This window comes from Streptosporangium saharense (assembly GCF_014203715.1).
GTDB classification, from domain to species: domain Bacteria; phylum Actinomycetota; class Actinomycetes; order Streptosporangiales; family Streptosporangiaceae; genus Streptosporangium; species Streptosporangium saharense.
The window spans coordinates 1,555,242-1,567,729 of the sequence record NZ_JACHJP010000001.1 but is presented as its reverse complement, the minus strand read 5'-3'; the positions used below and the strand labels follow the sequence as shown (position 1 = coordinate 1,567,729).

Below are 12,488 nucleotides of genomic sequence, written 5' to 3'. Positions count from 1 at the left end.
ATCCGCCCGCCGTACCGGTCACAGGGAAAGTCTCCGCTCGGCGGCGGCACCGACGACGAACCGGTTCGCCGAGACGGGGTGGACGCCGAAGTCGGCCACGACGCAGGTGATGTTGTCCGGCCCGCCGCCCCGGTTTGCCAGGTCGATGAGCCACCTGGCGACCTCGTCGGGGTCGTCGATGTCGCTCAGCGTGTTGAACAGGGTCTCCGGACCGACCACGGCGGTCAGGCCGTCCGAGCACAGCAGATAGCGGTCGCCGAGCTTGGCCTCGCGCAGCGACAGGTCGAGCTCGCCGTCCCCGGTGCCCTCAAGAACCCGCAGCACCATGGAGCGGCGCGGATGTTCGGCCGCCTGCTCCGGGGTGATCCGGCCGTCGTCGACCAGTGACTGGACCAGGGTGTGGTCGTGGGTGATCTGGTAGAGAGCGCCCCCGCGCAGCAGGTAGGCGCGGGAGTCTCCGACGTGGGCGAGCGCGAAGGAGGCGCCGTCCCAGAGCATGGCGGTGAAGGTGGTTCCCATCCCCTTCAGGGTTGGGTCTTGCTCGCTCCTCTCCCTCAGCGCGTGGTTGACGTCCCGCGCGGCGTTCTTGATGGTGGTCACCAGATCGACGCCGCCGTGCGGGAGACTGTCGTCCAGCGCCGCGAGGGCGGTGACGGCGAGGGAGCTGGCGATCTCCCCGCCGGCGTGTCCGCCCATGCCGTCCGCTATGGCCAGCAGGCGCGCGCTCGCGTAGCCCGAGTCCTCGTTCGTCTCGCGGCGGACGCCGACATCCGAGCGGGCGGCGTAGCGCAGTGCCGGTGCTTCGTTCAGTGCCATGAAGGCAGTAAAGCATTGGTTGAAGCACTTCACAAGCAAAGCTGTTGTAGACCGTTGCGGCACAGTGAACTACTCTGGCCCAGTATGGAGGAGAGCCAGGACATCACGGTGAACGCGGGCGACATCGCCCGGCTCGCCGCCGTCGGCCGTGCCGCGGTCAGCAACTGGCGCCGCCGCCACGACGACTTCCCCCGGCCGGTCGGCGGAACCACCTCCAGCCCGCTCTACTCCCTGCCCGAGATCGCCGCGTGGTTGCGCCGTAACGGCAAGAGTTTCGAGGTCTCCCTCGGCGACCTGGTCTGGCAGCGGCTGCGCACCTCGGCCGACGACCTGCGCCTCGGTGACCTGGTCGGCAGCGTCGGGGCCTTCCTGCTGTTCCTGCACCGCGAGCCCCGGGCCTGGCGCGAGCAGGGCAGACGTTCCCTGTCGCGGCTCGCCGAGGTGACCGCCGACCTGCCCGGCTCCCCCGCACCCCTGGACGATCCCGGGCTGCTGCGCCTGGTCGCCGAGCTGGCCGCGGAGCACGGGCCGCTGCCCGCCTTCGAGTTCCTCTGCGAGCGCTACGTCGAGGCCCACTCCCGCAGGCTCTCGGTCACCAGGGACGACGTCGCCGCCCTCATGCACCGCCTTGCCGTACAGGACGGTGGCACCGTGCTCGACCCCGCCTGCGGGGTCGGGACCCTCCTGCTGCACGCGAGGAGCGCCCTCGGCCAGGAGATCAACGAGACGAACGCGCTGCTCACCGCGGTCAGGCTGCTGCTGCGGGGGGCGGACGCCCGGGTCGTCGCGGGTGACTCGCTCCGCGAGGACGGCCTGTCGGACGAGCTGGCCGACGCGGTGGTGTGCGACCCGCCGTTCAACGAGCGCGCCTGGGGTTACGAGGACCTCACCGGCGACCCCCGCTGGGAGTACGGCCTGCCGCCGCGCGGGGAGTCCGAGCTGGCCTGGGTGCAGCACTGCCTGGCGCGGGTACGGCCCGGCGGCCTGGTGGCGATCCTGATGCCCGCCGCTGCGGCGAGCCGTCGTCCCGGCAAGCGGATCAGGGGCAACCTGCTGCGCGCGGGGGCGCTGCGGGCGGTGGTCACGCTGGGCGCGGGCGGCCCCGACCTGTGGCTGCTGCGCCGCCCCGACGGGGAGCGGCCCCCCTCCCAGCTCCTGGTCGTGGACGCCAGCGAGAACCTGTCGGTCGTCGAGCCCGCCTGGCGGGCCTACGGCGAGGACCCCGAGGCCGAGGCGAACGGCGAGAGCCGTACGGTGCGGATCATCGACCTGCTCGACGACGAGGTCGATCTCAGCCTGGCGCGCGTCCGCCCGCAGCAGGGCGGCCCCGACTTCCTGCGTGACTTCACCGGGGCGCTCGACCGCTTCAGGGACACCTCGGCGACGCTCTCCGGCTCCTCCGGGGCGCCCTTCGCCCTCGAACCGCTCACCGAGCGGCAGGACCTGCCGACGACGACCGTGGGCGAGCTGGCCAAGGCGGGGCTGATCACCATCCTGCAGGCCCCGCCGAAGATGTCCGTCGAGAAGGGCCCGCTGCCGGTGCTGACCGCCGAGGACACCGTCCTGGGCACCGCCCCCTCGGGCAGGACGACCCCGGACCCGGCGCCGGTCATGGTCATGCCGGGCGACGTCGTGACGACCGTCATGGGCGCGGTGCGGGTGATCACGCGCAGCGGGGCCGCGCTCGGGCCGCAGCTCACGCTCTACCGGGTCGATCCCGAGCGGCTCGACGCCGACTTCCTCGCCGGTTTCCTCCGCTCGGCGGACGCGGCGCGGATCCACCCCAGCTCAAGCCGTCTCGACGTACGGCGGGCGAGGGTGCCGATGCTTCCCCTGGCCGAGCAACGCCGCTACGGCGCGGCCTTCCGTGAACTGTTCTCCCTTGAGGACAGATTGCGCGAGACGGCGGCGCTGGGGGAAACCTTGATCCGGTTAGGCTTTGACGGACTGGTCGACGGTCATCTGCGGCCGTGCGACCAAGGAGTGTGATGTTCCGCGGGCTTGGAGGACCGGATGGTCATCGGCGACCGGTACGTGCTCGACGACCTCCCGCTCGGCCAGGGCGGCATGGGTGCCGTCTACGCGGGACACGACAGACATCTCGACCGCAGGGTCGCCGTCAAGTTCCTGCGGCTCGTCACCGGTCCTGACGAGGAGATGAAGCGGCGCTTCCTGCGTGAGGCGCGCATCCTGGCCAGGCTTGAGCATCCCGGTGCCCCCGTCCTGTACGACTTCGGCACCTTCGACCACCGGCTGTTCCAGGTGATGCAGTTCATCGCGGGCGTGACCGTGGCCGACCTGCTCAGCGAGCACGGCCCGCTGCCGGTCCCCTGGGCCGCCGCCATCGCCGCGCAGGCGTGCGCGGTGCTGGCCGCGGCCCACGCGCTGAGCATCTACCACCGCGACCTGAAGCCGACCAACCTGATGCTCTGCCCCGACGGCAGCGTCAAGGTGCTGGACTTCGGCCTGGCCATGCTCCGTGAGTCCGACTCGACCACCCAGCAGTTCACCCGGGTCGGGCAGATCGTCGGGACGCCCGCCTACATGGCCCCCGAGCAGATCCAGAGCGGCGTCGTCGATCCCCGCAGCGACCTGTACGCCCTGGGGTGCGTGATCCACGAGATGCTGACGGGCGAGCAACTGTTCACCGGCCCGACGGAGTACGCCGTGTTCGAGCGCCAGGTGAAGGAGCGTCCGCCCGCCGTCGGCGGCGTCCCGGCCGAGCTGAACCGGCTGATCCAGGACCTGCTGGAGAAGGACCCGGAGCGGCGGCCCTCGGGGGCGGAGGTCCTCTACGAGCGCCTTCAGCCCTTCGCCGTGGACCTGCCGATGCTGCCCGGCTTCCTCAACCCGCCGTCGGTGCCCAGTCCGGGGCGGATGTACGCCAGGATGGTCGGCCGCGTGCTGGCCTGACCCCGGCCCGCCCAGGCGACACCTTATGGCCAAACAGGCATATAAAGAATGAATTTTCCAATTAAGGCCGGACTTTAAGGGTCATTGGCGACTATAGGGTCATACAGCTCCTATGGACTCCAACACCGTGCTGCTGGGAGTCGTGGTGGCCACCGCGCTCGCCTTCGACTTCACCAACGGGTTCCATGACACGGCCAACGCGATGGCGACCTCGATCGCCACCGGCGCGCTGCGTCCCAAGATCGCCGTCGCGCTCGCGGCGATCCTCAACTTCCTCGGAGCGTTCCTCTCCCTGGCCGTGGCGGCGACCATCGCGACCGGCATCGTCGAGGCGGGAGCCATCACCCTCACCGTGGTCTTCGCCGGGCTCGTCGGCGGCCTGGCCTGGAACCTCCTCACCTGGTACTTCGGTATCCCCTCCAGTTCCTCCCACGCGCTGATCGGCGGGGTCGTCGGGGCGACGCTGATCGCCGCGGGCACCTCGGCCGTGAAGGGGGCGGGCATCGTCTCCAAGGTGCTGATCCCCGCCGTCCTGGCGCCGCTGGCCGCCATCCTGGTCGCGACCATAGGGACCTTCCTGGTCTACGTCATCACCAGGAAGGTCCCCGACGGGATCCGCACCAGAGGGTTCAGGATCGGCCAGATCGGATCGGCGTCGCTGGTCTCGCTCGCCCACGGCACCAACGACGCCCAGAAGACCATGGGCATCATCACCCTCGCCCTGATCGCCAACGGCACCCTCGGCAAGGACGCGGGACCGCCGCTGTGGGTGATCGTCTGCAGCGCGAGCGCCATCGCCCTGGGCACCTACATCGGCGGCTGGCGGATCATCCGCACCCTCGGCAAGGGCCTCACCGAGATCGAGACACCGCAGGGCTTCGCCGCGGAGGGCTCCTCGGCCGCGGTCATCTTCGCCTCCTCCCACTTCGGCTTCCCGCTGTCCACGACGCACGTGTGCGCGGGATCGGTGATCGGCTCCGGACTCGGCAAGCGGCTGGCCGAGGTGCGCTGGCACGTGGCCGGTCAGATGGCCACCGCGTGGCTGCTGACGCTGCCCGCCGCGGCCATCGTGGGCGCCGTCGCGTGGAAGGGCGCCGACCTCATCGGCGGCGCGGGCGGGGTGACCGTGATCTTCCTGCTCGCGCTGCTCGGGGGGGTCGGCCTGTATCTCGCCTCCCGCCGCAGCACGGTGAACGCCGCCAACGTCAACGCCGAGTGGACCGGCAGGACCCCGGCCCCGGTGAAGGAGACCGTGCGATGAACGCCTACCTCGACCTCGACGCCCTGTGGCGGGTCCTGGTCGCCGCCCTGGCCGGTGGCGCGGGGCTCGTCGCGGTCTTCTCCGTCGCCCTGGCGGGCCTGGCCGCCACCCGGCCCACCTCCGAGGGTGGCGGTGGCCGTCCCCTCGGCTGGGTCGTCGCAGTGACCGGCTTCCTGGTCGTCGCCGCCGGTGTCGTCCTCGGCATCTGGGTCATGCTCGCCAAGTGAGCCTTCCCGTACGGCCCGGCCGCGCGGGCCGTACGGGAGAATGCCCTCCGTGGAGGGACGTTGGATCGAGGTCGCCGACCGGGTGCTGGTGCGGCGCCACAGTGAGCTCGACCTGTCCGTGGGGCTGGTCCTCGGCGACGGCGGCTGCCTGGTTGTCGACACCCGGGGCGACGCGCGGCAGGGCGCGGAACTGGCCGCCGAGATACGGCGTGTCACCCGGGACCCGTGGACTGTGGTGATCACCCACTCGCACTTCGACCACAGCTTCGGGACGGGCGCCTTCCTCGACTGTCCCGTCTGGGCGCACGAGGCCTGCCGTACCGACCTGGTGGCCAACGGCCCCTCGGCCAGGGAGACCTGGGCGCGGTGGTACCGCGAGCGCGGGCAGGACGACGTCGCCGACGACCTCGCGGGCACCGAGATCGCGCTGCCCGACCGCCTGGTGACCTCGGGGGCCGAGATCACCGCCGGGGGCAGGAGGATCGTGCTGGCCCACTTCGGCCCCGGCCACTCCGGCAACGACCTCGTGGTCCACGTGCCGGACGCGGACGTGGTCTTCGCCGGTGACCTGGTGGAGAACGGCGCGCCGCCCGACTACGAGGACGCCGATCCCCTGGCGTGGCCCAACGCCCTCGACGGGCTGCTCGCGCTGCCGGGGACCTCCACGGCGACGAAGGTCGTGCCCGGCCACGGCGACCCGGTCGGGCGCGGATTCGTCCTCACCCAGCGCGCGGAGATCGCCGCCGTCGCCGACCTCTGCCGCGCGGTCGCCTCGGGCGCTCTTGACCGGGAGCACGCCGTACGGCTGTCGCCCTATCCGCGTGAGACCACCCTCGTCGCCCTGGGCCGCGTGTCATGAGGGCACGAAGCTGGGGTGCTCCCCGCTGAACTCGGTGTGCACGCGCTCGCTGCGCACCCCCATGGCCAGCAGGCGCAGGACCGTGTTGCGCACCATCTCCTGCGAGCCGCACACGTAGACGTCCCCGTCGGGGACGATCCTGTGATATTCGAGGGCGTCGACGGCGGTGTGCCTCGGCCAGTGGCCGGGGTCCTCGGAGACGGCCTGGATGATCCGCAGCCGCTTGTGCTGGGCCCGCAGCCGCCGCAGGTCGTAGACGTCGTAGGCCTCCTCGCTGTGCCGTACGCCGTGGAAGAGGTCGATGGAGGGGCGGTCCGGCGCCCACGCCGACTCCTCGACGAGCGCCTTGAGCGGGGCCAGGCCCGTGCCGCCCGCCAGGAACACCAGGTGCGAGGTGTGCGCCTTCTCCAGCGAGAACGTCCCCCTCGGCGGGCCGATCAGGACGATGTCCCCGGGCCGGGTGTGCCGCACCAGCGCCGTGCTGACCCATCCGCCCGGTACGGCCCGCACATGGAAGGACAGGCGGTTGTCGTGTCTGGGGGCGTTGGCGATCGAGTAAGGCCGCCACACCTTGTGCCACTGCGCGGTCTGCAGGGTGGCGTACTGACCGGCCCTGAAAGGGTAGGGCTGGTCGGGCTCGACGTGGATCACGGCGATGTCGGGGGTGCGCATCTCGTGGGAGACGACCGTGCCGATCCAGGAGGGCGGCGCGTGCTCGGCGTCCTGCTCGGCGGCCTGGATCATCACCTCGGAGATGTAGCGGTAGGCGCTCATCCACGCCTCGTCGTAGGCGGGCAGCCAGCCTCCCCCGGCGTTGGCCCGCATCGCGGCCACCAGGCAGTGGCCGACCGCGGGATAGTGCTCGGGGCGCACGCCGTACTTGCGGTGGTCCCTGGCGAGCTGGCCGAGATACTCGTCGAGCGACTCGCCGTTCTCCAGGCCGAGCACCACCTGGGTCAGAGCCCGGAGCAGGCGGTCGCGCTGCACGTCCATCGCGGGCGGGAAGAGCTCACGGATCTGCGGATACTCGGAGAAGAGCCTGCCGTAGAAGTGCATGGCGACCTTCTCGGCCGCGGGCGCGACGAGCAGCCAGCTGTGGCGGATCAGCCCGATGTCGATCATCATGTCGTCACCCGGCCGGCTTCCCCGCCTCTTCCCGCTCCCGTTCGGCGGGCCGCTCCCCGAGGCGGCCGACGCCGAAGTGGTCCTCCCCCGAGGGTCTGCGCCGTGGTCCGCGCTGGCCGCCGCGCTCCTGTCTGGTCAGCAGCGGAATGTGCTTCGAGCAGTGGATGTAGGCCTCCTCGACCTCGATCCTGACCCAGCGCTCAGCCCGGCGTCCGGGGGCCGTCATGTCCTCGTCGGCGAGGCCGTGGCGGCGGGCGGCGTCGTAGGCGGTGACGATGGTCGCCGAGCCGTTGACGTGCAACCCCACGAGGTCCTCGAAGAAGTCCACGAACAGCAGGCTGAGGTGCGGATTCTCCATGATGTTGCCAAGGCTGGCGAGCACGCCGTTGCCCCGGAACTCCGGGTAGGCGAGCGTGGTGTCGTCGAGGACCCTGACGAACCCGGGGGGACCGGCGCGGAAGGTCGTGTCGCAGTTGCCCGAGGCGTCAGCCGTACCCACGAAGACCATCTCCTGCCGGGCGACGAACTCCCGCATCTGCGGCGTCAGACGGTCGGTGACCTGGCGTTCGTAGAACCTGCTGGCCCTGTCACGGGTGGCGAACAGGAGCTGGAGCACGTGTTCCCCCCTCGAACCGGGGAGGTGCTCCCCGTCGTCCAGGCCGCCGCGCGGCGTGTGCTGGTCCATCAACTCGACATCGCTCCCATCCGTCGCGGCCCCGTGGCCCGCGACGCGGTCTGTGACATGGGCGTGCACCGGCCCTGCCTCCGGTGGGAGCGCTTCGAAGCCCGTCTCCTTGCCCACACAGGCGTTGGAGCCTAGACCACAAATCGCGCATGTCTTGAATGTTTACGAAACTTTCCTTCGGCTGTCACATCGGTCGCTTCAGACACAGCCGTCCCCGGTACCCGATGCGCGGGCGACCAAACACAGCCGCGCCAACTTCTTCCGCCGAGCCGTCCCGGGGACGGACCACCGCATATGTTTCGCCGAAATTAACAAAAAAACCGCGAAGGAAAACACAAACACCTTCTCGACGGCCGGTGACGACTCGGATACTCTTACTCGCATGACGAAGCGACAGGCTCTGACGCGGCGCCGACACGTCGATCTCGCCCGCGTCTCCAGCGCCATCTGTCGTCCCCAGTCCTGAGAGCTCTTCCCCCTCTCACCCCTTCCCACCAGGCATTTCTCTCTTTCTCCGCCTGGCGTTCACGGCTTTGCCCCCTCATCCCCACCGCACCGGGAATTTCTCTTTCCGGCGGTACGGCATCGCATGTGAATTCGCCACGGTGCTTTTCCGTTCCCTTTTCCCCTCTGCCGTGAACGGCGGACACCCGGCGAGAAACCGCCTTCGTCCGTCGTGCCCTCCTCCACGTGCCGGGAGCCTTTCGATGTCCGAACCACCCTCCCCAGAACCCGTGCGATTCGCCTATTGGGTGCCAAACGTCAGCGGCGGCCTGGTCACCAGCCGGATCGAACAACGCACGGACTGGAGTTACGAGTACAACCGCGACCTGGCCGTCCTCGCCGAGGAGAACGGCTTCGACTACGCCCTCAGCCAGGTCCGCTACATGGCCAGCTACGGCGCCGAGTACCAGCACGAGTCGACCGGCTTCAGCCTGGCCCTGCTGCTGGCCACGCAACGTCTGAAGGTCATCGCCGCGATCCATCCCGGCCTGTGGCACCCGGGGGTGCTGGCCAAGTTCGGCGCGACCGCCGACCACCTGTCGGGTGGCCGGTTCGCGGTGAACGTCGTCAGCGGCTGGTTCAAGGGCGAGTTCACCGCCCTCGGCGAGCCGTGGCTCGAACACGACGAGCGCTACCGCCGCTCGGAGGAGTTCATCCGCGCCCTGCGGGCCATCTGGACCGAGGACCACGCCGAGATCGCCGGGGACTTCTACCGGATCCGCGACTTCTCCCTCAAGCCGAAGCCGCTGAACTCGGCAGAGCGCCCGCACCCGGAGATCTTCCAGGGCGGCAACTCGACCGCCGCCCGCGCCATGGCAGGCCGGGTCTCCGACTGGTACTTCAGCAACGGAAGAGACTTCGACGGCGTCCTCGAACAGCTCGCCGACGTGCGCGCCTCCGCCGAGAGCGTGGGGCGCCGTCCGCCCCGCTTCGGTCTCAACGGCTTCCTCGTCGCCCGCGACACCGAGGCCGAGGCCCGCGAGACCCTCAGGGAGATCGTCGCCAAGGCCGACGTCGAGGCCGTGCACGGCTTCGGCGACGCCGTCAGACAGGCGGGCCGCTCGACCGCCGACGGCAAGGGCATGTGGCAGGACTCGACCTTCGAGGACCTCGTCCAGTACAACGACGGGTTCCGCACCGGCCTGATCGGCACCCCCGAGCAGGTCGCCGAGCGGATCGTCGCCTACCGGCGGCTCGGCGTCGACCTCCTCCTGCTGGGCTTCCTGCACTACCAGGAGGAGGTCGAGTACTTCGGCAGGCGGGTGCTGCCGCTCGTGCGCGAGCTGGAGTCCCACCTGCCCGAGCACGCCGTACTCGGCTCCTGAACCGCTTTCGAAAAATTCCGACCGTCAGCCGAACGAGAGGTCCGTCAATGACCGCCGTCACTCCTTCCGCCTGGCAGACCGAGCCCTTCCCCGACAGCCCGCAGGGCTGGATCGACCGGGCCGCCGAGGTCGCCGCCGTGCTGTCGACCGACGCCGCCGCCCGCGACAAGGCGGGGGCGACGCCGTACGCCGAGGTCCGGTTGTTGAAGGAATCCGGGCTCGTCACCCTGCTCGGGCCCGCGGAGCACGGGGGTGGGGGCCAGAGCTGGCCGACCGCCTACCGCGTCGTCCGGGAGATCTCCAAGGCGGACGGCTCCGTCGGTCAACTGCTCGGCTACCACTACCTGTGGAACTGGGCGGCCAGGCTGGTCGGCACCCGGGAGCAGTGGGAGCACGTCGAGGCAGAAGCCGCGCGCAACCGGTGGTTCTTCGGCGGCGCGGTCAACCCGCGCGACAACGACGTCGTGGTCACCGAGGACGGTGAAGAGCTGGTCTTCACCGGGCGCAAGTCGTTCTCGACGGGCAGCAAGGTCTCCGACGTGACCGTGCTCGAAGGGGTGCTCGAAGGGACGCAGACGCACATCTTCGCGATCGTGCCCTCCAACAGCGCGGGGCTGACCTTCCACGACGACTGGGACAACATCGGCCAGCGGCTCACCGAGAGCGGAAGCGTCACCCTCGACGGCGTCCGCACCCCCTGGTCGTCGGCGGCCGGGTTCGTGGACAAGGTGTTCCAGCCGCGCGTCTACAACACCCTCAACGTCCCGACGATCCAGCTCGTCTTCGTCAACCTCTACCTCGGCATCGCGGCGGGCGCCTTGGAGACGGCCGCGGCCTACACCAGGACGAAGTCCCGATCCTGGCTGCACGGCGGATACGACAACGCGGTGGACGAGCCGTACGTCATCGACGCCTACGGCGACCTGACCGCCAAGCTCTGGGCGGCCGAGGCGCTGGCCGACCGGATCGCCGAGGAGGGCGAGAGGCTACACGGCGACCCGGACGCGGTGACCGAGGCCACGCGCGGGGAGTTCGAGGTGCGGACCGCCGCCGCCAAGGCCGTGGCGACCGAGGTCTCCCTTGAGATCACCGGCCGGATCTTCGAGGTCACCGGCGCGCGGGCGACCACGAGCACCGAGGGGCTCGACCGGTTCTGGCGCAACGTCCGCACCCACACCCTGCACGACCCGGTCGCCTACAAGCGCCGGGAGGTCGGGCGGTTCGTCCTGACAGGCGAGATCCCCGAGCCGACCTGGTACTCCTGACCATCCTCCCTCCGGTGACCGCGTGACCGGTCGCGGCCGACACGGACGGCCACGACCGGTCACGCCCCGGCCCCACACCCCTGGAGCTCTCGCCGTGACCGTTCATGTGATCGCCGACGACGCCGAGGCGCTGGAGACGGCGCGGAGGCTGGCCGCCGAGTTCGGCGCGGGCGCCGCTGAGCGGGACTCGGCGAGGAAGCTCCCGCACGCCGAGGTGGAGCGGCTCTCGGCGAGCGGGCTGCTCGGCGTCACCGTTCCCGCTGACCACGGTGGCGCCGATGTCCGCCACGAGACGCTGGCCGAGGTCTTCCGGCTGCTGGCCTCCGGCGATCCGAGCCTGGCGCAGATCCCGCAGAGCCACTTCGTCTACGTCAACGTCCTGCGCCGTCAGGGCACCCCCGCGCAGCGGGAGTTCTTCTTCGCCGAGGTGCTCGCCGGACGCAGGTTCGGCAACGCCCAGTCCGAGGCGGGCACCAAGCACGTCCAGGACATCCGCACCAGGCTCGTCCCCGAGCCCGACGGCTCGTTCCTGCTCAGCGGCGTCAAGCACTACTCGACCGGCGCGCTGTTCGCGCACTGGATCCCGGTGCTCGCCCGCGCCGAGGACGACACACTCCACGTCGCCTACGTGCCGCGTGACGCGCACGGCCTGACCGTCGTCGACGACTGGGACGGCATGGGCCAGCGCACCACGGCCAGCGGGACCGTCAAGCTCGACCGGGTCGGTGTGCCCGCCGACAGGATCGTGCCGCACCACCTGACCTTCCAGGGGCCGCAGTTACACGGCGCCGTCGCCCAGCTCCTGCACACCGCCATCGACGTGGGCATCGCCGCCGCGGCCCTGGCCGAGGCCGCCGAGTTCGTCCGCACCAGAAGCAGGCCCTGGTTCGAGAGCGGTTACGAGAGCGCGACCGAGGATCCGCTGCTCATCCAGCGCTTCGGTGAGCTGAGCATCCAGCTTCGCGCCTCCGAGGCGCTGCTGACGACGGGCGCCAGGACCGTGGACTCCGCGGCCGCCGGTCTCACTGACGAGAGCGCCGCAGAGGCGTCCATCGCGGTGGCCGCGGCCAAGGCCTTCGCCGCGAGCGCCGCCGTCGAGATCAGCGGCGCCCTTTTCGAGCTGGCCGGAACCCGCTCCGCGCTGGACGGCCTCAACCTGCACCGTTTCTGGCGGGACGCCAGGACCCACACCCTGCACGACCCGGCCAGGTGGAAGGTGCAGCACATCGGCCGTCACCTGCTCAACGGCACTCTGCCGCCCAGGCACGGCCTTCTCTGAGCCGCCTGCCGTACGGGATCGTCGTGCTTCGCGCCCCCGGTCACCGGATGGATATGTCCGGACATATAGAAAAACCGAGGGTTGACGGTGTATGTCAGCGCGAGTAGCTTCCCGAATTAAATAAGAAGGTTTCTTGTTTGTTGCTTCCCTGACGAGCGGATACACCGCCCGCCGGGAAGGTCACACGCGCGCGAGAACGACCTCGGGGGACACTCCTTAGCTGCTTCGC

At 70.3% G+C, this 12,488-nt stretch carries 12 protein-coding genes; 9 read left to right on the top strand and 3 right to left on the bottom strand.

The window, feature by feature from the left end:
* Positions 1–18: 18 nt before the first annotated feature.
* A complete protein-coding gene (locus tag FHS44_RS07530; RefSeq protein ID WP_184713112.1) occupies positions 19–816 on the bottom strand; it encodes a PP2C family protein-serine/threonine phosphatase in 798 nt (265 codons plus the stop codon).
* 84 nt (positions 817–900) lie between these two features.
* Here FHS44_RS07530 and FHS44_RS07525 point away from each other — a divergent pair, with 84 nt between their 5' ends.
* From FHS44_RS07525 to FHS44_RS07505, 5 genes are all read left to right on the top strand, one after another.
* On the top strand, positions 901–2,805 hold the full coding sequence (locus FHS44_RS07525) for an N-6 DNA methylase (protein WP_184713111.1): 1,905 nt from the start codon (positions 901–903) through the stop codon (positions 2,803–2,805).
* A gap of 24 nt (positions 2,806–2,829) precedes the next feature.
* Positions 2,830–3,729: a serine/threonine-protein kinase gene (locus FHS44_RS07520; RefSeq protein WP_184713110.1), complete on the top strand. Its 900-nt coding sequence runs from the start codon at positions 2,830–2,832 to the stop codon at positions 3,727–3,729.
* 112 nt (positions 3,730–3,841) lie between these two features.
* The gene (locus FHS44_RS07515) at positions 3,842–4,990 is read left to right on the top strand and encodes an inorganic phosphate transporter (RefSeq protein ID WP_184713109.1); all 1,149 of its coding nucleotides are present in this window, start codon (positions 3,842–3,844) and stop codon (positions 4,988–4,990) included.
* Positions 4,987–5,217, top strand: coding sequence for a hypothetical protein (locus tag FHS44_RS07510; RefSeq protein WP_221460370.1), 231 nt, complete (start codon positions 4,987–4,989; stop codon positions 5,215–5,217). The genes FHS44_RS07515 and FHS44_RS07510 overlap by 4 nt, the downstream gene beginning before the upstream one ends.
* 40 nt (positions 5,218–5,257) lie before the next feature.
* Positions 5,258–6,076 (top strand): MBL fold metallo-hydrolase, encoded by an 819-nt coding sequence (locus tag FHS44_RS07505; protein ID WP_184713108.1) that lies wholly within the window; start codon positions 5,258–5,260, stop codon positions 6,074–6,076.
* Here the strand turns inward: FHS44_RS07505 and FHS44_RS07500 are convergent.
* Together FHS44_RS07500 and FHS44_RS07495 are read right to left on the bottom strand one after the other, a co-directional pair.
* On the bottom strand, positions 6,071–7,201 hold the full coding sequence (locus tag FHS44_RS07500; protein ID WP_184713107.1) for a globin domain-containing protein: 1,131 nt from the start codon (positions 7,199–7,201) through the stop codon (positions 6,071–6,073). The two genes, FHS44_RS07505 and FHS44_RS07500, sit on opposite strands and share 6 nt — an antisense overlap.
* A 4-nt stretch (positions 7,202–7,205) precedes the next feature.
* The gene (locus FHS44_RS07495) at positions 7,206–7,886 is read right to left on the bottom strand and encodes a pyridoxamine 5'-phosphate oxidase family protein (protein WP_184713106.1); all 681 of its coding nucleotides are present in this window, start codon (positions 7,884–7,886) and stop codon (positions 7,206–7,208) included.
* Between the two features lie 382 nt (positions 7,887–8,268).
* On the opposite strand from FHS44_RS07495, the gene FHS44_RS42700 reads away from it, so the two are divergent.
* The 4 genes from FHS44_RS42700 (at position 8,269) to FHS44_RS07480 (ending at position 12,259) form a co-directional block, all read left to right on the top strand.
* Positions 8,269–8,352, top strand: coding sequence for a putative leader peptide (locus tag FHS44_RS42700; protein ID WP_352001415.1), 84 nt, complete (start codon positions 8,269–8,271; stop codon positions 8,350–8,352).
* Between the two features lie 268 nt (positions 8,353–8,620).
* Entirely contained in the window at positions 8,621–9,715 is a 1,095-nt protein-coding gene (gene sfnG / locus FHS44_RS07490) for a dimethylsulfone monooxygenase SfnG (protein WP_312863555.1), read from the top strand.
* A gap of 47 nt (positions 9,716–9,762) precedes the next feature.
* On the top strand, positions 9,763–10,980 hold the full coding sequence (locus FHS44_RS07485; protein ID WP_184713104.1) for an acyl-CoA dehydrogenase family protein: 1,218 nt from the start codon (positions 9,763–9,765) through the stop codon (positions 10,978–10,980).
* A 94-nt stretch (positions 10,981–11,074) separates the two neighbouring features.
* Positions 11,075–12,259, top strand: a complete 1,185-nt coding sequence (locus FHS44_RS07480) for an SfnB family sulfur acquisition oxidoreductase (RefSeq protein ID WP_184713103.1) — start codon at positions 11,075–11,077, stop codon at positions 12,257–12,259.
* Positions 12,260–12,488 lie beyond the last annotated feature (229 nt).